Origin of the sequence: Bradyrhizobium sp. CCGUVB4N (genome assembly GCF_024199945.1) — a bacterium.
Classification (GTDB): domain Bacteria; phylum Pseudomonadota; class Alphaproteobacteria; order Rhizobiales; family Xanthobacteraceae; genus Bradyrhizobium.
Genome location: NZ_JANADP010000001.1, coordinates 3,233,598 through 3,253,006 on the forward strand (window position 1 = coordinate 3,233,598; position 19,409 = coordinate 3,253,006).

The 19,409-nt window shown below is 63.4% G+C and carries 19 protein-coding genes; 12 read left to right on the plus strand and 7 right to left on the minus strand.

The genetic code is table 11. From position 1 onward, the window contains the following. The first annotated feature begins 67 nt into the window (after positions 1–67). A complete protein-coding gene (locus tag NLM31_RS14595) occupies positions 68–1,726 on the plus strand; it encodes an NAD(P)/FAD-dependent oxidoreductase (RefSeq protein WP_254192679.1) in 1,659 nt (552 codons plus the stop codon). Positions 1,727–1,841: 115 nt separating this feature from the next. Continuing rightward, positions 1,842–2,714 carry a glutathione-dependent disulfide-bond oxidoreductase gene (gene yghU, locus NLM31_RS14600; RefSeq protein WP_254130032.1) on the plus strand — a complete coding sequence of 291 codons (873 nt, stop codon included), beginning with the start codon at positions 1,842–1,844 and terminating at the stop codon, positions 2,712–2,714. Positions 2,715–2,821: 107 nt separating this feature from the next. Here yghU and NLM31_RS14605 read toward each other — a convergent pair whose 3' ends face one another. From NLM31_RS14605 to NLM31_RS14620, 4 genes are all read right to left on the minus strand, one after another. Beyond that, positions 2,822–3,439 (minus strand): flavin reductase family protein, encoded by a 618-nt coding sequence (locus NLM31_RS14605; RefSeq protein WP_254192680.1) that lies wholly within the window; start codon positions 3,437–3,439, stop codon positions 2,822–2,824. Positions 3,440–3,622: 183 nt separating this feature from the next. Then, entirely contained in the window at positions 3,623–4,900 is a 1,278-nt protein-coding gene (locus tag NLM31_RS14610; RefSeq protein WP_212482965.1) for an acyl-CoA dehydrogenase family protein, read from the minus strand. Positions 4,901–5,214: 314 nt separating this feature from the next. Further along, complete coding sequence (locus NLM31_RS14615; protein WP_254130034.1) at positions 5,215–5,595, minus strand: VOC family protein; 381 nt, start codon at positions 5,593–5,595, stop codon at positions 5,215–5,217. Between the two features lie 109 nt (positions 5,596–5,704). Beyond that, entirely contained in the window at positions 5,705–6,484 is a 780-nt protein-coding gene (locus tag NLM31_RS14620) for an SDR family NAD(P)-dependent oxidoreductase (RefSeq protein ID WP_254130035.1), read from the minus strand. On the opposite strand from NLM31_RS14620, the gene NLM31_RS14625 reads away from it, so the two are divergent. From NLM31_RS14625 to NLM31_RS14640, 4 genes are read left to right on the plus strand one after another with little or no spacing between them, the layout of a single operon-like run. Further along, the gene (locus tag NLM31_RS14625; RefSeq protein ID WP_254192681.1) at positions 6,483–6,632 is read left to right on the plus strand and encodes a hypothetical protein; all 150 of its coding nucleotides are present in this window, start codon (positions 6,483–6,485) and stop codon (positions 6,630–6,632) included. The genes NLM31_RS14620 and NLM31_RS14625 overlap by 2 nt on opposite strands. A 45-nt stretch (positions 6,633–6,677) precedes the next feature. Next, positions 6,678–7,466, plus strand: a complete 789-nt coding sequence (locus tag NLM31_RS14630) for an enoyl-CoA hydratase/isomerase (RefSeq protein WP_254130037.1) — start codon at positions 6,678–6,680, stop codon at positions 7,464–7,466. Continuing rightward, positions 7,463–8,449 (plus strand): phosphotransferase family protein, encoded by a 987-nt coding sequence (locus NLM31_RS14635; RefSeq protein WP_254192682.1) that lies wholly within the window; start codon positions 7,463–7,465, stop codon positions 8,447–8,449. Before NLM31_RS14630 ends, NLM31_RS14635 begins: the two co-directional genes overlap by 4 nt. A 2-nt stretch (positions 8,450–8,451) precedes the next feature. Continuing rightward, positions 8,452–8,829, plus strand: coding sequence for a DUF6285 domain-containing protein (locus NLM31_RS14640; protein ID WP_254192683.1), 378 nt, complete (start codon positions 8,452–8,454; stop codon positions 8,827–8,829). Between the two features lie 195 nt (positions 8,830–9,024). Here NLM31_RS14640 and NLM31_RS14645 read toward each other — a convergent pair whose 3' ends face one another. After that, on the minus strand, positions 9,025–9,804 hold the full coding sequence (locus NLM31_RS14645) for an enoyl-CoA hydratase-related protein (protein ID WP_254192684.1): 780 nt from the start codon (positions 9,802–9,804) through the stop codon (positions 9,025–9,027). A 212-nt stretch (positions 9,805–10,016) separates the two neighbouring features. Here NLM31_RS14645 and NLM31_RS14650 point away from each other — a divergent pair, with 212 nt between their 5' ends. After that, positions 10,017–11,291 (plus strand): acyl-CoA dehydrogenase family protein, encoded by a 1,275-nt coding sequence (locus NLM31_RS14650; protein WP_254192685.1) that lies wholly within the window; start codon positions 10,017–10,019, stop codon positions 11,289–11,291. Between the two features lie 144 nt (positions 11,292–11,435). On the opposite strand, the gene NLM31_RS14655 is transcribed toward NLM31_RS14650, so the two are convergent. Both NLM31_RS14655 and NLM31_RS14660 read right to left on the minus strand, forming a co-directional pair. Continuing rightward, a complete protein-coding gene (locus NLM31_RS14655) occupies positions 11,436–13,016 on the minus strand; it encodes a fatty acid--CoA ligase (RefSeq protein WP_254192686.1) in 1,581 nt (526 codons plus the stop codon). A 264-nt stretch (positions 13,017–13,280) separates the two neighbouring features. Next, on the minus strand, positions 13,281–14,153 hold the full coding sequence (locus NLM31_RS14660) for an SDR family oxidoreductase (RefSeq protein ID WP_254130043.1): 873 nt from the start codon (positions 14,151–14,153) through the stop codon (positions 13,281–13,283). 105 nt (positions 14,154–14,258) lie between these two features. Between NLM31_RS14660 and NLM31_RS14665 the strand changes: the two genes are divergently transcribed. The 5 genes from NLM31_RS14665 (at position 14,259) to NLM31_RS14685 (ending at position 19,345) form a co-directional block, all read left to right on the plus strand. Further along, the gene (locus NLM31_RS14665) at positions 14,259–15,068 is read left to right on the plus strand and encodes a crotonase/enoyl-CoA hydratase family protein (RefSeq protein ID WP_254130044.1); all 810 of its coding nucleotides are present in this window, start codon (positions 14,259–14,261) and stop codon (positions 15,066–15,068) included. A gap of 164 nt (positions 15,069–15,232) precedes the next feature. Further along, complete coding sequence (locus NLM31_RS14670; protein WP_254130045.1) at positions 15,233–16,777, plus strand: acyl-CoA synthetase; 1,545 nt, start codon at positions 15,233–15,235, stop codon at positions 16,775–16,777. A 132-nt stretch (positions 16,778–16,909) separates the two neighbouring features. After that, on the plus strand, positions 16,910–17,704 hold the full coding sequence (locus NLM31_RS14675; RefSeq protein WP_254130046.1) for an enoyl-CoA hydratase/isomerase family protein: 795 nt from the start codon (positions 16,910–16,912) through the stop codon (positions 17,702–17,704). Between the two features lie 87 nt (positions 17,705–17,791). Next, positions 17,792–18,877, plus strand: coding sequence for a rhomboid family intramembrane serine protease (locus NLM31_RS14680; RefSeq protein WP_254130047.1), 1,086 nt, complete (start codon positions 17,792–17,794; stop codon positions 18,875–18,877). Positions 18,878–18,940: 63 nt separating this feature from the next. Further along, positions 18,941–19,345, plus strand: a complete 405-nt coding sequence (locus tag NLM31_RS14685) for a YccF domain-containing protein (RefSeq protein ID WP_254130048.1) — start codon at positions 18,941–18,943, stop codon at positions 19,343–19,345. Positions 19,346–19,409 lie beyond the last annotated feature (64 nt).

Below are 19,409 nucleotides of genomic sequence, written 5' to 3' on the forward strand. Positions count from 1 at the left end.
TGCGCTTTCGCTGATGTCAGAGAATGCTGGCTCACAACAACAGAAAACAATCAGGGAGCGCCAACCGATGTCGTCAACGCAAGCGAGCCAGGCTCAAGCCGCCGAGACCTACGATGTGGTCGTCGTCGGCGCGGGCTTTGCCGGCATGTACATGCTGCATCGTCTGCGCGGGCTCGGTTTCTCGGCGCGCGTCTACGAGCAGGGTGGCGGTGTCGGCGGCACCTGGTACTGGAATCGCTACCCCGGCGCGCGCTGCGACGTCGAGAGCATGCAATATTCCTACTCGTTCTCGGAAGAGCTCCAGCAGGAATGGAACTGGAGCGAGCACTACGCGCCGCAAGCGGAGATCCTGAAATACGCCAACCACGTCGCCGATCGTTTCGATCTGCGCCGCGACATTCAGTTCGACACGCGTGTCGAGCGCGCCGTGTTTGACGAACGCGCGAACAGATGGTCGGTCACGATCTCCGACGGCAGGACGGTTCGGGCGCAATTCGTCGTGCTCGCCACCGGCTGCCTCTCGAATGCGCGCAGGCCCGACATCAAGGGCCTCGAAAATTTCAAGGGCCCCGTCTACCACACCGGAAACTGGCCGCATCAAGACGTCGACTTCACCGGCTTGCGCGTCGGCCTGATCGGCACAGGATCGTCAGGCATCCAATCGACACCCGTCATCGCCGAGCAGGCGAAACATCTCACCGTGTTCCAGCGCACGGCGAATTTTTCGATTCCCGCCCGCAATGCCGCGCTGACGGACGGGGAACGCGATGCGGTCCGCAAGAAATATCCGGAGATCCGCCGCTTCGCTCGCGAGGTCGCGCGCAATGGCATCTATGCCGAGCAGCCTGATCGCGGTGCGCTCGATGACAGCGACGAGATCAGGAACGGAAAGTACGCCTCGCGCTGGGACCGTGGCGGACTGACCTTCATGTACGTGTACAACAATCTCGGTCTCGACCGGGCGGCCAACGACACGGCCGCCGATTTCGTCCGCGGCAAGATCGCCGAGATCGTGAAGGACCCCGAGACCGCAAAGCTGCTCCAGCCGAACAGCCATCCGATCGGCACAAAACGCATTTGCATCGACACCGATTATTTTGCGACGTTCAACCGGCCGAACGTCTCGCTGGTCGACATCAAGTCCAATCCGATCGAGGAGATCACGGCGAACGCCGTGCGTGTCGCCGGCAAGGACCACGAGGTCGATGCCCTGGTGATGGCGACGGGTTTCGACGCCATGACGGGATCGGTCGCGAAGATCGACATATCCGGCCGCGACGGGCAGACTCTGAACCAGAAATGGGCTGAGGGTCCGAAGACCTATCTCGGCCTGATGAGCGCAGGTTTTCCGAACCTGTTCATCATCACCGGTCCCGGCAGCCCGTCGGTGCTGTCGAACATGATCGTGTCGATCGAGCAGCATGTCGACTGGATCGCCGACGGCCTCGTCCATATGCGCAAGCAAGGCCTCGCCACCATGGAAGCGGGCAGGGACGCCGAGGAAAAGTGGGTGGCGCATGTCAACGAAGTCGCCCATGGCACGCTCTATCCGCAGGCCAATTCCTGGTACATGGGCGCCAACATCCCCGGCAAGCCGCGCATCTTCATGCCCTATATCGGCGGCGTCGGCGTCTACCGGCGGATCTGCAACGAGGTCGCGGCCAAGGGGTATGAGGGGTTTGTGCTGGAGGCGGGGCTGCAGCCTCGCCGGGCGGTGACGGGCTAGGGCGGATGCATGGCGCTGGCCTCAGGCCCGCGCAAAACGCAGAGCCGGCGGGGCTTGCCATCCGCCATCCGCGGGCTAATTAATGCACGCGCATCTTTCTGCCGGAGCACCTCGCATGACCGACGCCCCTTACGTGCCGCCCAAAGTCTGGACCTGGAACAAGGAGAATGGCGGTCAGTTCGCCAGCATCAACCGGCCGATCGCAGGCCCCACCCACGACAAGGAACTGCCGGTCGGCAAGCATCCCTTCCAGCTCTATTCGCTGGCGACGCCGAACGGGGTGAAGGTTACCGTGATGCTGGAGGAGCTCCTGGCGCTCGGTTACAAGGGCGCCGAATACGACGCCTGGCTGATCAAGATCGGCAATGGCGACCAGTTCGGCAGCGGCTTTGTCGACATCAATCCGAACTCCAAGATTCCGGCGCTGATGGACCGCTCCGGCCCCGAGCCGATCCGGATCTTCGAATCCGCCTCGATCCTGTTCTACCTCGCCGAAAAGTTCGGCGCCTTCCTGCCGAAGGAGATCAAGGCCCGCACCGAGGCGATGTCCTGGCTGTTCTGGCAGATGGGCAGCGCGCCCTATCTCGGCGGCGGTTTCGGCCATTTCTACGCCTACGCGCCGTTCAAGATCGAATACGCCATTGATCGCTTCGCGATGGAGGTCAAGCGCCAGCTCGACGTGCTCGACCGGCGCCTTGCCGATCATGAATATCTCGCAGGCAAGGAGTACACCATCGCCGATATGGCCGTGTGGCCCTGGTACGGCGCGCTCGCCAAGGGGCTGGTCTACGGCGCCGGCGAATTCCTGTCGGTGCAGGACTACAAGAACGTGCAGCGCTGGACCGACCAGATCGCGCAACGCCCCGCGGTGAAGCGCGGCCGCATGGTCAATCGCGTCTCCGGCGATCCCGCCAGCCAGCTCCACGAGCGCCACGATGCGTCGGACTTCGAGACCAAGACGCAGGACAAGGTTGAGGCGGCGACGTAGGTCTTGTAGGGCGGATTAGCCCGCGGCTGCGCGAAGCGCAGTCCGCTGGCGTAATCCGCCATGTTCGTCCCGCAAACGTTCGGCGGATTACGCTTCGCTAATCCGCCCTACGATTTCTTCGCACCCTCCGCCGCCGGAAACACCACGCGGTCATCCGTGCGGCAGTAACGATCTGCGAACATGCGGCCGATCGGGTGGTAGCGGTCCATGTGCACCCGCATCGCCTTGTCGTCCCACAACTCGTCGCGAATGTGGAAGTGGATGCCTTCGCCCATGATCAGCCGACGATCGTCGTTGACGTCGATCATCTTCCACAGCTTGCACTCCATCGCCCAGGGCGTGTCGGCGAGCCGCGGCACTGCGATCCTGGTCGAGGGCACAAGCTTCAAGCCGAGATAGTCGGGCTCGCCGATGTCAGGCGGAAAGTCGCCGCTGCTCTCATGCATGGCCCGCGCTAGCGGCTCGTCCGTCAGATTGACCACGAACTCGCCGGTGCGCTGGATGTTGAGGAAAGTGTCCTTGTCCTGACCGTTGGGCTTGCGGTTCGCCGCGAACATGCAGAGTGGCGGATCTTCGCAAAAAGCATTGAAGAAGCTGAACGGCGCGGCATTGACCACGCCGCTGGGCCCCACTGACGTCACCCATGCGATCGGCCGCGGCAGGATGAAGGACGTCAGCACCTTGTAGCGCTCGCGTGGCGTCAGGTCGCTGGCGGCGTAGTCCATGGTGGCTCCGTGGGGAGGGGAGGGCTTGCTTTCTTCACCTCGCCCCGCTTGCGGGGAGAGGTCGAATTCGATCGAAGATCGAATTCGGGTGAGGGGGTACAGGTCTCACGGCGATCTCACGTGTGGAGAGAGGCCCCTCACCCCAACCCTCTCCCCGTAAGAACGGGGAGAGGGAGAGGACCTTTACGCCATGCTCAGCTCGTGGCGTCCCACCACCATCCAGTGCACCTCGTCCGGACCATCGGCAAAGCGCAAATGGCGGACGTCCTGGTACATCTCCGCGAGCGGGGTCCAGTGCGAGATGCCGGTGGCGCCGTGCATCTGGATCGACTGGTCGATGATCTTGCAGGCGCGCTCCGGCACCATGGCCTTGACCATGGAGACCCAGACGCGAGCCTCCTTGTTGCCGAGCACGTCCATGGCCTTCGCGGCCTTCAGCACCATCAGCCGCATCGCCTCGATCTCGCAACGCGCCTGCGCGATGATCTGCATGTTGCCGCCGAGATGGGCGATCTTCTTGCCGAAGGCTTCGCGGGTGAGGCCACGCTGCACCATCAAATCGAGCGCCTTCTCGGCCTTGCCGATGGTGCGCATGCAGTGATGGATGCGGCCGGGTCCGAGGCGGAGCTGCGAGATCTCGAAGCCGCGGCCTTCACCGAGCAGCATGTTCTCCTTCGGCACGCGGACATTGTTGAAGCGCATGTGCATGTGACCGCGCGGCGCGTGGTCCTGACCGAACACGTACATCGGCCCCAGCACCTCGACGCCGGGCGTGTCGCGCGGCACCAGGATCTGCGACTGCTGCTTGCTCGGCGCGGCATCCGGATTGGTCTTCACCATCACGATGAGGATCTTGCAGCGGGGATCGCCGACGCCGGAAATGTAATACTTCTCGCCGTTGATCACCCACTCGTCGCCGACGAGCTTGGCCGTGGTCGAAATGTTCTTGGCGTCGGAGGAGGCGACGTTCGGCTCGGTCATGACATAGGCCGAACGGATCTCGCCGTTCATCAGCGGCTTCAGCCACTTCTCCTTCTGCTCCTTGGTGCCGACGCGTTCCAGCACCTCCATGTTGCCGGTGTCGGGCGCCGAGCAGTTCATGGTTTCCGAGGCCAGCGGGCTCTTGCCGAGCTCGGAGGCGATATAGGCATAGTCGAGGTTCTTCAGGCCCTGGCCGGTCTCGTCATCGGGCAGGAAGAAGTTCCAGAGGCCTTCCTTCTTGGCCTTGTTCTTTGCGACCTCGAGCACCTCGAGCTGCTTCGGGGTGAAGCTCCAGCGATCCTGCTTGCCTTCGCCGGCCTTGGCGAATTCGATCGACATCGGTTCGACGGTGTCGCGAATGAATTTCCTGACGTGATCGTACAGCGGACGGACCTGGTCCGACATGCGCAGATCGTTCAGCTCATCGCCGGGATTGAGCGTGTAGTTGGTGGTGCGGGGAATGTAGGTGTGCTTTGTCATTGTTCCTCCCGGGGTCACTGAGATCGCGTTGGGCCGGAGAATAGTCGCAGCGCGCGCAAAGTGCGAGCGCGCATTTTCTCACGCAAGCCATGCCATGCGATGGAATTTCGCAGGGGCGTTTGAAATGTTGTTTGAATGGGGAGAGCGCGGTCTCTCGCGGACGTCGTCCTGGACAAGCGAAGCGCAGATCCGGGACCCATAACCACAGGGAGGAGTTTGGCGAAGATGCGTGGTTGTCAGCTCGCGTTACGACTGCTCCCCGGGGGTATGGGTCCCCGCTTTCGCGGGGACGACACCGATTGTGCGGCGCTAGCTCAGTTCGGCATCCGGTGCATTGCACAGATCTTGTTGCCGTCGAGGTCGCGCAAATAGGCGAGATAGAGCTTGTTTCCCGCGCCCTCGCGGATGCCGGGCGGATTTTCGATCGGCGTTCCGCCGGCGGCGACGCCGGCGGCGTGCCACTTGTCGACCTGCTCAGGCGAGTTGGCGGCAAAGCCGATGGTGCCGCCGTTCGCACAGGTCGCCGGCTCGCCATTGATCGGCTTCGACACCGAGAACACGCCCGTCTTGGTGAAATAGAAAATGCGATGGCCGTCGACCTTGGCCGGGCGCACCTCGAGCGTGCTGAGCAGGCTGTCGTAGAAGCTCTTGGCCTTGTCGAGGTCGTTGGTGCCGATCATGATGTGTGAGAACATTTGCCTTCCCCTCAGAGTTTGTCGCCCGGATGGAGCGCAGCGAAATCCGGGTCTTGTTTACTTCTTGGCAGTCCCGGATCGCGCTGCGCTCCATCCGGGTTATGAAAGATCAAAACGCCGTATAGCCGCCGTCGATCACGAAGGTATCGGCGGTGTGATACGACGACGCCTTGCTCATCAGATACACGGCGATGCCGCCGAAATCGGATGCCTCGCCGAAGCGGCGCATCGGAATGCGCGGCATCACGTTGGCGACGAACTTTTCGTTGGCCATGATTCCGGCGGTCATGTCGCTCTTGATCCAGCCGGGCAGGATCGCGTTCGCGGTGACGCCGTGGCGGGCGAGCTCGACACCGAGCGCGCGCACCAGCGCGTTGATCGCGGCCTTCGTCGCCGCATAATGCTCGTTGCGCGCAGTGCCGAAGATCGAGGCGAGGCTCGAGGTCGCGACCAGCCGACCGAAGGGATCGCCGGCATTGGCGCGCTCGGTCATGTGTTTCGCGGCGGCCTGGAAGGCGTGGAACACACCATCGAGATTGGTCGCAAACATCGTGCGCCATTCCTCCTCGGTGCGCTCGATGAAGGACCTGCGGCCGCCGCCGCCGATGCCGGCATTGGCGAAGCAGCCGTCGACCCGGCCGAAGGTGTCGAGCGTCGCTTTCATCGCGGCGTTGACCGAAGCCGGATCGGTGACGTCGCAGACGCGGCTGTCGACCTTGCCGGAGAGACCCGCCATGCTCGCGGCAGCGGCCTTGTTCTTGTCAGCATTGCGGCCCCAGATCGAGACGTTGCAGCCCTGGCCCGCAAGGGCCTGCGCGATGCCGAGCCCGATACCGCCATTGCCGCCGGTGATCACGGCGACGCGGCCGGTGAGGTCGAAGAGGTTCATGGCGCGTTTCCTGTTTTTTGGCGAGGCTTCTTGGTATGACGCGCGTCAGCCGGTGCGCGCAAGATCATGCGATATGACGGTGGGGTATGCTTTCGTCACCATGGACAAGACCGCGCCAAAAATCAAATATGCGCCGCGGCAAAGCTAATTCCGGTCTGCGAAACTGACGCAGGCGGCAACTGACGAGGAAACGATGCAGTTCAAACACGTCACGCTCGAATTCGATGGTTCGGTCGCGATCCTCAGGCTCGACCATCAGGAGGTGATGAACGCGGTCTCCATGGACATGCTGGGCGGGCTCTCCGATGCGCTCGACGCGATCGAGGAGAAAAAGGACGAGGTGCGCTGCGTCGTACTGACCGGCGCGGGCCGCGCGTTCTGCACCGGTGCCAACCTCCAGGGCCGCAACAATCAGTCGAAGAAGACCAAGGCCGGCCTGACGCTCGAGACCGGCTTTCATCCCTTCCTGCGCCGCATCCGCAACCTGCACTGTCCGATCGTGACGGCGGTCAACGGCCCCGCCGCCGGCGCCGGCATGAGCTTCGCGCTGCTCGGCGACATGATTTTGTGTGCGCGTTCCTCCTACTTCCTTCAGGCGTTCCGGCGCATCGGTCTGGTGCCGGATTGCGGTTCGACCTGGCTGCTGCCGCGCCTGATCGGCAAGGCGCGTTCGGTCGAATTGTCGCTGATGGGCGAGCGACTGCCGGCCGAGAAGGCGCTGGAATGGGGCCTCGTCAACCGTGTCTATGACGACGGCGTGCTGATGGAGGAGGCGATGAAGCTTGCGCGCGACCTCGCGAGCGGGCCCACGGTCGCACTGTCGTTGATCCGCAAGCTCTATTGGGACAGCCCGGAAAATTCCTTCGAGGACCAGCTCAATCTCGAATTCCAGTGCCAGCTGCGCGCCGGAGATACGCAGGATTTCCGCGAGGGCGTCGGCGCGTTCCTGGAGAAGCGGCCCGCGCAGTTCAAAGGCAAATGATCGAGGCGGAGCTTTCCCGCAGCGTCCAGCGCTGGTGTCCCGGTGCGACCGGTGTCACGGGCGCTGCAAAGCTGTCCGGTGGCGCCAGTCAGGAAACCTGGCGCTTCGACATCACGCATCCCGGCGGGCCGATCGGCGCGATCCTGCGCCGCTCGCCGAAAGGCTATGGTGCGGCGCCGACGCGCGCGGCGGGGCTCGCGGCCGAAGCGCAGCTGATGCAGCTGGCGTTCGAGGCCGGCGTGCCGTCACCGCGCGTGATGCATGTGCTGACGCCGGACGAAGATCTCGGTACCGGCTTCATCATGCAGCGGGTCGAGGGCGAGACCATCGCCCGCAAAATTCTTCGCGACGACGAATTCGCCGCGGCGCGGCCAATGCTTGCGCGACAGATCGGCGGCGTGCTTGCAGGTCTGCACAGACTGCCGCAGGACAAATTGCCCGAACTGCGCAGTCGTAATGCGACCCAGGAGATCTCCGAGTTCGATCGCGACTATCGCAGCCTGAACTGGCCAAAGCCGGTGTTCGAGCTGGCGCTGCGCTGGCTGCGCGATCACGATCCGGGCCCGTCCACCGAAATCACGCTGGTGCATGGCGATTTCCGCAACGGCAACCTCATCATCGGTGCCGATGGCGTGCGCGCGGTACTCGACTGGGAGCTCGCCCATCTCGGCGATCCCATGGAGGATCTCGGCTGGGTCTGCGTCAACTCCTGGCGTTTTGGCGAGATCGACAAGCCCGTCGGCGGGTTTGGCTCACGCGAGGAGCTGTTTGCGGGTTACGAGGCGGCGGGTCGGAAGGTCGATCCGTCGCGCGTCAAATTCTGGGAAGTGATGGGGACGCTGCGCTGGGGCATCATGTGCGGCGGCATGATGCAGCGGTTTCGCGAAGGGCCGGACCATTCGATGGAGCGCGCCATGATCGGCCGCCGTGCCTCGGAGACCGAGATCGATCTGCTGCGGCTGCTCGCGCCGCGGGGAGGGTAGACATGCAGGACGAACCGACACCGATCGAGCTGACCAAGGCGGTCGCCGATTTCCTCCGCAACGACATCACACCGCTGATTTCCGGCCACCAGGCTTTCAAGCTGCGCGTGGCGATCAACATCCTCGATCTCGTGACGAGGCAGCTGACGCAGGAGGAGGGGAGCGACGCGAAGGAAGTGGAGCGGCTGTGCGCGCTGCTCGGCGTCGATGGCTCCGTGACCGAGCTCAACCGTACGCTGGCCGAGCGGATCGCCAAGGGCGAGGTTGATCTGGCCACGCCGGGGTTGGCCGAGCATCTTTGGCAGACCACGATGGACAAGCTGGCGGTCGATCAACCGAACTACGCCTCGTACAAGCGCGAACAGGGGCGCAATCCGTAGGATGGGTAGAGCGTAGCGAAACCCATCATCTAACACCCCGCCCCGGCATCGATGGGTTTCGCTGCGCTCTACCCATGCTACACCCGCTCTCTCCCCGTCATTGCGAGGAGCGGAGCGACGAAGCAATCCAGACTGTTTTCGCGGATGTACTCTGGATTACTTCGCTAGGCTCGCAATGACGGCGGTGAGACCGCGCTACTTCCCCACCCATTTCGGCGGCCGCTTCTCGGAAAACGCCTTGGGTCCCTCGATGTAATCCTGCGACGCCACCATCGCCTTCACCGCCGGATACTCGCGCTGCTCCTCGATCGCCTGCTCGAGCGACACGGCAAGGCCCTTCCGGATGGTCTGCTTGGACGCCCGGATCGACATCGGCGAGTTCTTGGTGATCATCTCCGCCCAGCGCAGCGCGCCCGACAGAGCCTCGCCTTGTGGCACCACCTCATTGACGAAGCCGAGATCAAGGCCCTCCTTGGCGCTGACGTGACGCGCGGTAAGGATCATGCCCATGGCGCGCTTCAGACCGATCTGCCGCGGCAGGCGGTGCAGGCCGCCGGCAAGGGCGGCGAGGCCGACGCGCGGCTCGGGCAGGGCGAAGGTCGCATTCTCCGAGGCGATGATGAGGTCGCAGGCGAGCGCGATCTCGAAGCCGCCGCCCATGGCGACGCCGTTGACCGCGGCGATGATCGGTTTGTCGCAGGCGAAGCGCGAGGTGAGACCGGCGAAGCCGCCCTTGTCCCAGCCCCGTTTTCCGCCCGCCGCCTGCCACTTCAGATCGTTGCCGGCGCAGAACGCCTTGTCGCCGGCGCCGGTGACGACCGCGACCCATTGCTCGGGGTCCGCGGCGAAATCGTCAAACACCTTGTTGAGCTCGAAATGCGCATCGATGTGCAGCGCGTTGTAGACCTCGGGCCGCGACAGCGTGACGATCGTGATCGGCCCCCTGCGTTCCACCTTTGAGAATTTCAGCTCCATCGCGCGCTCCCGCAGTTTCTCGTGAAGGAATATTGGCGTCATACTAACGCGCGTCAGCGCTGGAGCACCATCGAATTGCGCTGGTGCGCCTTGCGCCGCTCACACGCCTCGCCTTGCTTGACTTGGAGACGCTCTTCTCACCTTAATCGTGCGAAGCAAAAACGCGCCTAGCGCCTTAACGCAAAACGATAAAATCAATCCGGGAGAGAACCGTGGATTTCTCATTGCCTACCGATCTCGTCGCCTATCTCGGAGAGCTCGATCGTTTCATCGAACGCGAGATCAAGCCGCTCGAACAAGCCGACGACAACATCCGTTTCTTCGACCATCGCCGCGAATGGGCGCGCACCGATTTCGAGAATGGCGGGCTGCCGCGCCATGAATGGGAAGCGCTGCTGCGCAAGGCCAAGGATCTCGCCGATGCCGCCGGCCACCTTCGTTTTCCGGTGTCGAAGCAATATGGCGGCAAGGACGGCTCCAACCTCTGGATGGCGGTGATCCGCGAGCATTTTGCCGCGAAAGGCCTCGGCCTGCACAACGACCTCCAGAACGAGCACTCGATCGTCGGCAATTTTCCCGTCGTCACCATGCTCGACCGCTACGGCCGCGACGACCAGAAGGCAATGATCGACGGTTCGATCAAGGGCAAGTACCGTATCACCTTTGGTCTCACGGAGCCGCATCACGGTTCGGACGCGACCCACATGGAGACGCGCGCGGTGCCGGCTGTCAGAGACAACGTCAAGGGCTGGATCATCAACGGCGAGAAGATGTGGACGACCGGCATGCACGTCGCCACGCATTGCGCGCTGTTCGCGCGCACGTCTGGCAACGACGGTGATGCCCGCGGCATCACCTGCTTCCTCGTTCCCGCGAAGAGCCACGGCGTCAAGGTCGAGGAATACATGTGGACCTTCAACATGCCGACCGATCATCCTCGCGTCAGCTTCACGGATGTGTTCGTGCCTGAGGATGCGCAGTTCGGCGAGGTCGGCCGCGGCCTGTCGCTGGCGCAATGCTTCGTGCATCAGAACCGCATCCGGCAGGCGGCGAGCTCGCTCGGTGCTGCCGTCTACTGCATCAACGAGAGCGTGAAATACGCGCGTGAGCGAAAGCCGTTCGGCAAGGCGCTCGCCGAGAACCAGGCGATCCAGTTCCCGCTGGTCGAACTCGCAACGCAAGCCGAGATGCTGCGCCTGCTGATCCGCAAGACCGCCTGGGAGATGGATCAGCTCAACGAGGAGCAGATCGAGCGCACGCTCTCCGACCGCGTCTCGATGTGCAATTACTGGGCAAACCGCCTCTGCTGCGAATCCGCCGATCGCGCCATGCAGGTCCATGGCGGCATGGGCTACTCACGCCACAAGCCGTTCGAGCACATCTACCGCCACCACCGCCGCTACCGCATCACCGAAGGCAGCGAGGAGATCCAGATGCGGAAGGTGGCAGGGTTCCTGTTCGGCTATATGGGGCCGGGGAAGCATTAGCCCCATGTCGTCCTGGCGTAAGCCAGGACCCATTACCCCAGGGAGAAGTTTTGGGCAGGCACGCAACTGCCAGCCTTCGCCAATCTCAATTCGGTGGTAATGGGTCCTGGATCTGCGCTTCGCTTGTCCAGGACGACAAGGCGATCAATTCACCCTTCTATCCTTCCCCGCCCAATACGGCTCGCGCAGCTGCCGCCGCAAAATCTTGCCTGACGGATTCCTCGGCAGCGCCGGCAGGAACTCCACGCTCTTCGGCGTCTTGAATCCGGCGATGCGCTCGCGGGTGAAGTTGATGATGTCGGTGGCGGTTGCCTCTTTGCCGGGCTTCATCACCACCACGGCTTTCACCGCCTCGCCCCATTTGTCGTCGGGCACGCCGATCACGGCGGCCTCGGCGACATCAGGATGATCGCACAGCGCGCTCTCCACCTCGGCCGGGTAAATGTTCTCGCCGCCGGAGATGATCATGTCCTTGATGCGATCGTGGATGTAGAGGTAGCCGTCCTCGTCCATGTAGCCGGCATCACCCGTGCGCAGCCAGCCGTCGCCGCGCAGCGTCGAGGCGGTCGCTTCCGGCAGATTCCAGTAGCCCGCCATGTTGGAGCCCGAGCGCGTCGCGATCTCGCCGACCTGACGCGGCGGCAGCGGCTTGCCGTCGGCATCGAGGATGGCGATCTCGACGCCCGGCAGCGCCTTGCCGGCGGAGCGCATCCGTTCCAGCCCCTCGACGTGGTCCTCCGGCGGCAGCGCGACGATGGTGCCTGTGGTCTCGGTCATGCCGTACATCTGCACGAAGCCGCATTTGAAGACCTCGATGCACTCCTTCAGCAGCGCAGCGGGGATCGGGGAGGCGCCGTACAGCATGTATTTCAATCGTGAAAAGTCGACCGTCTTGGCGCGCGGCTGCCGCACCACGAACTGCATCGCCGCAGGCACCATGAAGAGTTTCGTGATGCCGGACTGCTCGAAGAAATCCAGCACCTTGGTCGGATCGAACTCGCGCGCGATGACGCCGCGGGCGCCGTGATAGAGCCCCATCACGCCCCAGCCGGAGCCGCCGATGTGGAAGATCGGCATGGCGACCAACGACACATCGGAGGTCGACCACCTGTTCCATTCCGGCTTGTCCTCGGCATTGCCGGTTTGCACGAGGTTGAGGAAGTTCGCGTGGCTCAGCATCGCGCCTTTCGGTTTGCCCGTGGTGCCCGACGTGTAGAGCTGGATCGCGATGTCTTTCGTATCGATCGGTACCTTGGGATCGTCACCGCTCTGCGCATCGCGCCACGCGGTAAAATCCTGCCATTCCGGCGCGCCGCCTTCGGTGGTGATGATGGTGCGCACGCCCGGGAGCTGATCCCTGATCTGCGAGACGAGCGTGATGAACTCCGGCCCTGCGAATAGCACCGGCGCCTTGCAGTCAGCGACGATGAAGGCGACCTCGGGGCCCGCCAGCCGCCAGTTCACCGGCGCCATCACTACGCCGGCCTTCATCGCGCCCATCAGCAGCTCGAAATAGAGATCACTGTTTTTGCCGAGATAGGCGATGCGGTCGCCCTTCTTCACGCCCATCGCAATCAATGCGTTGGCGACCTTGTTGGTCTTGATGTTGAACTCGGCAAAGCTGGTGACGCGTCCCTCGAACTCGTAGGCGGTGGCGTTGCCGCGGCTCGTCGCGCGCTCGCGCACCATGTCGGCGAGATTCGCCAATGGCTGTGTGGTGGACATGTCTCTCCCGTAGGTGCTTTGTTTTTATGCCGCGGAGTGTGGCGTCATCCGCGGGTGAAGACAAGACGGGAGAGGGAGTACGCAGCTCTCTCAACACCGTCGTCCCTGCGATCGCAGGGACCCATAACCACTGAACGCAATTTTTGCGAAGACAGGTCATGACCAATCTTCGCGAAATTCAATTCGGTGGCTATGGGTCCCGGCCTTCGCCGGGACGACGGCGGAGTGTGGAGCGCCCTCGCGCTTGTTATTACGGAGAGACGATCACCCCCGCTTCGCCCGGTCCTTCTCGTTCTGCGCCATGATGCTCTCGCGCGCGGTCTTCCAGTCGTCGTCGCTCCAGTCGCGGAGCTGGTAGAAATTGCCGCCCATCGCGAGCGCCTGTGCGCCGTCCATGGCGATGGTCTCGCCGGTGATCCAGTCGCAGCCGCCGGAGATCAGGAACACCGCGAGATTCTGAAGCTCCTCCATGGTGCCGACGCGGCCCATCGGGTTCATCGCCTTGGTGCGTGCGCCGGCTTCGTCGCCCGGCTTGATGCGCTTGCTCATGCCTTCGGTCGGGATCTCGCCCGGCGCGATGGTGTTGAGGCGGATGCCGTGCCGGCCCCATTCGGTCGCGAGCGACATCGTCATGGCGTGGATCGCCGACTTGCTCATCGCCGACGGCACCACGTAAGGCGAGCCGTTGCGCACCCAGGTCACAGTGATCGACACGACGTTGCCCGGCTGTTTCAGGGCGATCCAGCGCTTGCCGACGGCATGGGTCACGTAGAACGTGCCGTGCATCACGATGTTGGCGACCGCATCGAAGCCGCGCGGCGAGAGCTCTTCGCTGCGCGAGATGAAATTGCCGGCGGCGTTGTTGATGAGATCGGTCAGCGGCGCGTCGCGAAAGATGGTCTCGATCATCTCGTCGACCGCGAGCGCATTGCGGATGTCGACGCCGTGGCTGGTGACGCGGCCGCCATACTCCCCCATCAGCTCGGTGGCGGTCTCGTCGCAGACGATCTTGCGCCGGCCGCAGATGTGCACTTCGGCGCCGAGCTGAAGAAAGCGCGCCGCCATCGATTTGCCGAGGCCCGTGCCGCCGCCGGTCACGAGAATGCGCCGACCAGCCAGAAGATTTTCCTTGAACATGGCTGTTTCTCCCGTACGGATTGTCAGTTAATTGGTCGATTGACTAAATCCGGCCGTCAGCTTTCTGTAAAGCGGCACCGAACAAGAACAGGGGAGAATTCATCCATGGAAGAGCGCGTCTCGATCTCGATCTCGGAGGGCGTCGCCGACGTGCGCCTGGTGCGCGCAGACAAGATGAATGCGCTCGATCAGGCCATGTTCGAGGCTCTTGTCGCGGCAACCGGGCGGCTTTCGAAGGAGAAAGGCGTGCGCGTCGTGGTGCTATCAGGTGAAGGACGCGCCTTCTGCGCCGGTCTCGACATGGGGCGTTTTGCCGCCATGAAGGAGGGCGGTGGCAACGGAATTCCGGGTGGCGAAAATCGCGACCTCACCAAGCGCACGCATGGCCAGGCAAACTTTCCGCAACAGGCGGTATGGGGATGGCGCCAGCTCCCGGTTCCCGTGATCGCCGCCGTGCACGGCGTTGCGTTCGGCGGCGGCTTCCAGCTTTCGCTCGGCGCCGACATGCGCTTTCTCTCGCCCGATGCGCGGATGTCGGTGATGGAGATCAAATGGGGTCTGGTGCCCGACATGGCCGGCACGCCGATCCTCGCCTCGCTCGTGCGCGACGACATCTTGCGTGATCTTACCTATACCGGCCGCATCTTCTCCGCGCAGGAGGCGATGACGTATGGCCTCGCCACGCGCATTTGCGATGACCCGCGCGCCGCGGCCCTCGAAGTCGCGCGCGAGATCGCCGGCAAGAGCCCGGATGCGATCCGTGCCGCGAAGCGCCTTCTCAATAATCTCTCGGTCGATCCCGGCCCAGCGCTGCTGGCTGAGTCCGTCGAGCAGCAGAAGCTGATCGGCAGCGCGAACCAGACCGAGGCGGTGCGCTCCAATCTGGAGAAGCGTGCGGCGAAATATGCGGACTAGCACGGTCCTCATCCCGAGGAGCCGCGAAGCGGCGTCTCGAGGGATGGGCCACGGGCTCTCATGGTTCGAGACGGCGTGGAGTTTATCATCGGGCCGCGCGTTGCGCGGACCCGGTGGCGCCTCCTCACCATGAGGGTCAACTCCAACCAAAAAGAAAAACAAAAATGAGCGAAACGTCCAACTTCCTCGGCATCGTCTCCGGCGATCGCCGCCGTGCCCACGCCGAAGTCGCCGATCGCGCCGACCGCATCGCGTCCGGTCTCGCCGGGATCGGCGTCAAGCAGGGCGATTGCGTCTGCATGCTGATGCGCAACGATATCGCTTTCCTGGAGGCGGCCTACGCCGCGATGCGGCTTGGCGCCTACGGCGTGCCGATCAACTGGCACTTCAAGCCGGAGGAGATCAACTACATCCTTGGCGATACCGGCTCGTCCGTGCTGATCGGACATGCCGACATGCTGCATGCCTTGCGCGATGCGATTCCCGCTGATGTCACCGTGCTCAGTGTGCCGACGCCGGCGGAGATTGTGAAGAATTACAAGATCGATCCCGACCATTTGTCGACGCCTGACTTCGCGATCGATTTCGAGCCCTGGCTCGCGCAACACCAGCCTTATGACGGCCCGGTCGTGCCGCAGCCGATGAACATGATTTATACGTCGGGTACCACAGGCCATCCCAAGGGCGTCCGGCGCAACGCGCCGACGGCAGATCAGCAGGCCGCCGGTGAGCGCATGCGCGCGATGATCTATGGCCTGAAGCCCGGCGCTCGCGCGATCCTGCCGGGACCGCTCTATCATTCCGCGCCGAACTCGTTCGGCATCCGTGCGGGCAAGCTCGGCGGCGCGCTGGTGCTGATGCCGCGCTTCGAGCCGGAGGAGTTTCTGCAGCTGATCGAGCGCTTTGAGATCGACACCATCTTCATGGTGCCGACCATGTTCATCCGCCTGATGAAGCTGCCTGAGGCGGTGCGCAAGAAATACGACGTCTCGTCCTTGCGCCATATCATCCACGCGGCTGCGCCATGCCCGGCCGACGTCAAGCGCGCCATGATCGAATGGTGGGGGCCGGTGATCTACGAATTCTACGGCTCGACCGAATCCAGCGCCGTCACGTTCGCGACCTCCGAAGATGCACTGAAGAAGCCCGGCACGGTCGGCAAGATATCGCCCGGCGCCGAGCTGCGCTTCATCGGTGATGACGGCCGCGTGCTGGGCGTGGGCGAGATCGGCGAGATCTACTCGCGCATGGCCGAGATGGCCGACTTCACCTACCACAACAAGCCGGAAAAGCGCGCCGAGATCGACCGCGACGGTTTCATCACCTCGGGCGACGTCGGCTATATCGACGAGGACGGCTACGTCTTCATCTGCGACCGTAAGCGCGACATGGTGATCTCCGGCGGCGTCAACATCTATCCGGCCGAGATCGAATCGGTGCTGCATGCCGTGCCCGGGGTGCATGATTGCGCCGTGTTCGGCATCCCCGACGCCGAGTTCGGCGAGGCACTGATGGCCGTGGTCGAGCCGCAGCCGGGCATCACGCTCGATGCGGCGGACGTGCGTGCAAGGCTGAAGACATCGCTCGCCGATTACAAGGTGCCGAAGCATATCGAGATCCGCAGCGGTCTGCCGCGCGAAGACTCTGGAAAAATCTTCAAGCGCCGCCTGCGCGATCCCTATTGGGAGCAGGCGGGACGCAAGATCTGACAACGCGACGAGGTGCCGTAGGGTGGGCAAAGCGATGCGTGCCCACGATATCCGTCACGAGGCAGAGATCGTGGGCACGGCGCAAGCGCGCCTTTGCCTACCCTACGAGATCGAGGACAAGGAGACATATTCATGAACGATGCCACCAGAGAAGTCCTCTACGAGGTCGCCGACCACATCGCCACCATCACGCTGAACGCGCCGGAGCGCATGAACACGATCTCCGGCCCAATGCTGAACGACCTCGCGCGGCTGCTGACCGAGGCCAATGAGGACAAGAACGTTCGCGTCGTGATCCTCACCGGCAAGGGCAGGGCATTCTGCGCCGGTCTCGATCTCCGCAGGGAGCGCGACGGCAACGGCCTCAGCGCCGCGTCCTCGCCGACCACGATCAACCTGCGCAACACGCCGCCGACCGTGCTCCAGTCCATGGACAAGCCGACCATCTGCGCCGTCAACGGCGGCGCGGCCGGCTATGGCATGGATACGGCGCTCGGCTGCGACATCCGCATCATGGCGGAGTCCTCAAAGCTCGCCGCCGCCTTCGTCAAGCGCGGCGTGGTACCGGAATCCGGCGGCACCTGGCTGCTGCCGCGCATGCTCGGATGGGCCAAGGCCTCCGAGCTGATCTTTACCGGCCGCACGCTCAGCGCGCGCGAATGCCTGGACTGGGGCCTCGCCAACGAGGTCGTGCCGGACGCCGATCTGATGAACCGCGCCTCCGCCATCGCCCGCGAAATCGCCGCCAACGCGCCGCTGGCGGTCCAGGCCTCCAAGCGCATGATGCGGATGGGCCTCAACGAGAACTTCCACGACCATGTCCATCACGTCTATCTCCAGCTGCTGCCGCTGTTCAAAACCCAGGACATGGCCGAGGGCATGAAGGCCTTCATGGAGAAGCGCGAACCGAAGTTCGAAGGACGGTAGGCGAGGCAGGATCGCACACGCTGGAGTAGCATTCGCTGATCGGCTCGGCTAGGTTGGCGCTGCCACGCCAACCGCTTGCGATCGCCGATGCCTTCATACCGCGCCAGCTTCTTCGAAGTCCCCCACGCCGCCGTCTACGCGCTGATGACCGTGACGGTCCTGGCATCAGGGTTTTGCTTGATCCAGGCCGGCGGTCCGGCGGCGCCCGCCGAGTTGCTGTATCGCTACGGCGGCATGTATGCGGGCGCGATCGCGCGGCATGAGTACTGGCGCCTCATCGCCTATGGCTTCCTGCACGTCAATTTCGTCCACCTCACGATGAACATGTTGTGCCTCGTGCTGTGGGGCGGACATCTCGAGCGGCGGGTGGGGCCGGCTTATTTCCTCGTCATCTATCTCTGTGCGATGGTGTTCGGCGCCGTCATCGGCAACGGCATCCATTCCACGCCCTATCTGACGGTCGGCGCGTCCGGCGCCACGTCGGGCATTTTGGGCGCGCTGCTCTGCCTGTGGATCCTCGGCAAGCTCGACGTCAGGTTCGACTTCTTCGCCATCAACATCGGATTGAACATCGCGTTTGCACTCGGCAATTCGCGGATCGACTGGGGCGTCCATCTCGGTGGCTTTGCGGCCGGGTTGATCGCCTGCGCATTGCTGGACCTGATCGAAAAGGTGAATCCTTACGCGCTTCGCTGCAAGTTTCCCGAAGCCGTGAAGGTCAATCTCACCCTGTTGGCCTGTGTCGCGGCCGTGTGGGCCTGGAGCGGTCAGGCCCAGGCCATCGCCGCCGGAATTTCCGGATGGGGCCTTGCCGTCGTCGTCCTGGTCGCATGCTGTGCCATCGTGAAGCTGGTTGATCTCGCCCTCTCCATGAAGAAGGGCCTTGCGATCGTCGTGATCGCCCTTGCCGGGGCGAACGCCGTCACCATCCTGCTTTGCGGTTTGGCGTTGGCATCGTCTTGCAGTCCGCGCTGGCCAACCGGGTCGGTTCCGCTTGATAATCTCCTTGTCATGGTCTGTCCCAATCCTGTTCTCATCGCGGGGCTGGCTGCGATCGGCGCCGCCGCGGTGACGCTGTGGCTCTGCGCGAAGGAAATTTCGCGCGGAATCGAGGATGTTGGATTTGTCGCCACATCGCTGCGTGCCGAACGCAACCGGCGTCATGGACTATGACCGCCGAGGTCGTGCTATAAGAGGGCTCACTGACCGCCGGATGATCCCAAGGTTCTTGAATTCATGTCCCCAGTTTCCATTCTGCTCAATCTGATCTGGATTCTCATCGGCGGCGCCTGGATGGCATTCGGCTGGCTGGTGGCCTCGGTCATCATGGCCATCACCATCATCGGCCTGCCCTGGGCGCGGGCTGCGTTCAACATCGCTATTTACACGCTGCTGCCGTTCGGCTCACGCGCGGTCAATCGCGACGAGGTCACCGGCATGAGCGATATCGGCACCGGCGCCCTCGGGGTGATCGGCAACATCATCTGGCTCGTGCTGGCCGGCTGGTGGCTGGCGCTCGGTCACCTCCTGACGGCCGTGCTCTTTGCGATCACCATCATCGGCCTTCCCTTCGCATGGGCCCATCTGAAGCTCGCCGGCATCGCGCTCTGGCCGATCGGCAAGGTGATCGTGCCGGCCTAGCTCTGCCCTCTATGTGCGCCGCCCCCAAGTTCATCTTGCACTGCGGTAGAAAAATATCGCACAC

Coding starts and splice junctions, on each gene's coding strand:
- NLM31_RS14610 (WP_212482965.1), bottom strand. CDS start 4,900: ATGACAAAGCACACCTACATTCCCCGCACCACCAACTACACGCTCAAT.
- NLM31_RS14665 (WP_254130044.1), top strand. CDS start 14,259: ATGGAAGAGCGCGTCTCGATCTCGATCTCGGAGGGCGTCGCCGACGTG.
- NLM31_RS14660 (WP_254130043.1), bottom strand. CDS start 14,153: ATGTTCAAGGAAAATCTTCTGGCTGGTCGGCGCATTCTCGTGACCGGC.
- NLM31_RS14620 (WP_254130035.1), bottom strand. CDS start 6,484: ATGAACCTCTTCGACCTCACCGGCCGCGTCGCCGTGATCACCGGCGGC.
- NLM31_RS14640 (WP_254192683.1), top strand. CDS start 8,452: ATGCAGGACGAACCGACACCGATCGAGCTGACCAAGGCGGTCGCCGAT.
- NLM31_RS14680 (WP_254130047.1), top strand. CDS start 17,792: ATGCCTTCATACCGCGCCAGCTTCTTCGAAGTCCCCCACGCCGCCGTC.
- NLM31_RS14655 (WP_254192686.1), bottom strand. CDS start 13,016: ATGTCCACCACACAGCCATTGGCGAATCTCGCCGACATGGTGCGCGAG.
- NLM31_RS14635 (WP_254192682.1), top strand. CDS start 7,463: ATGATCGAGGCGGAGCTTTCCCGCAGCGTCCAGCGCTGGTGTCCCGGT.
- NLM31_RS14625 (WP_254192681.1), top strand. CDS start 6,483: ATGGCGCGTTTCCTGTTTTTTGGCGAGGCTTCTTGGTATGACGCGCGT.
- NLM31_RS14670 (WP_254130045.1), top strand. CDS start 15,233: ATGAGCGAAACGTCCAACTTCCTCGGCATCGTCTCCGGCGATCGCCGC.
- yghU (WP_254130032.1), top strand. CDS start 1,842: ATGACCGACGCCCCTTACGTGCCGCCCAAAGTCTGGACCTGGAACAAG.
- NLM31_RS14675 (WP_254130046.1), top strand. CDS start 16,910: ATGAACGATGCCACCAGAGAAGTCCTCTACGAGGTCGCCGACCACATC.
- NLM31_RS14605 (WP_254192680.1), bottom strand. CDS start 3,439: ATGGACTACGCCGCCAGCGACCTGACGCCACGCGAGCGCTACAAGGTG.
- NLM31_RS14645 (WP_254192684.1), bottom strand. CDS start 9,804: ATGGAGCTGAAATTCTCAAAGGTGGAACGCAGGGGGCCGATCACGATC.
- NLM31_RS14615 (WP_254130034.1), bottom strand. CDS start 5,595: ATGTTCTCACACATCATGATCGGCACCAACGACCTCGACAAGGCCAAG.
- NLM31_RS14595 (WP_254192679.1), top strand. CDS start 68: ATGTCGTCAACGCAAGCGAGCCAGGCTCAAGCCGCCGAGACCTACGAT.
- NLM31_RS14685 (WP_254130048.1), top strand. CDS start 18,941: ATGTCCCCAGTTTCCATTCTGCTCAATCTGATCTGGATTCTCATCGGC.
- NLM31_RS14630 (WP_254130037.1), top strand. CDS start 6,678: ATGCAGTTCAAACACGTCACGCTCGAATTCGATGGTTCGGTCGCGATC.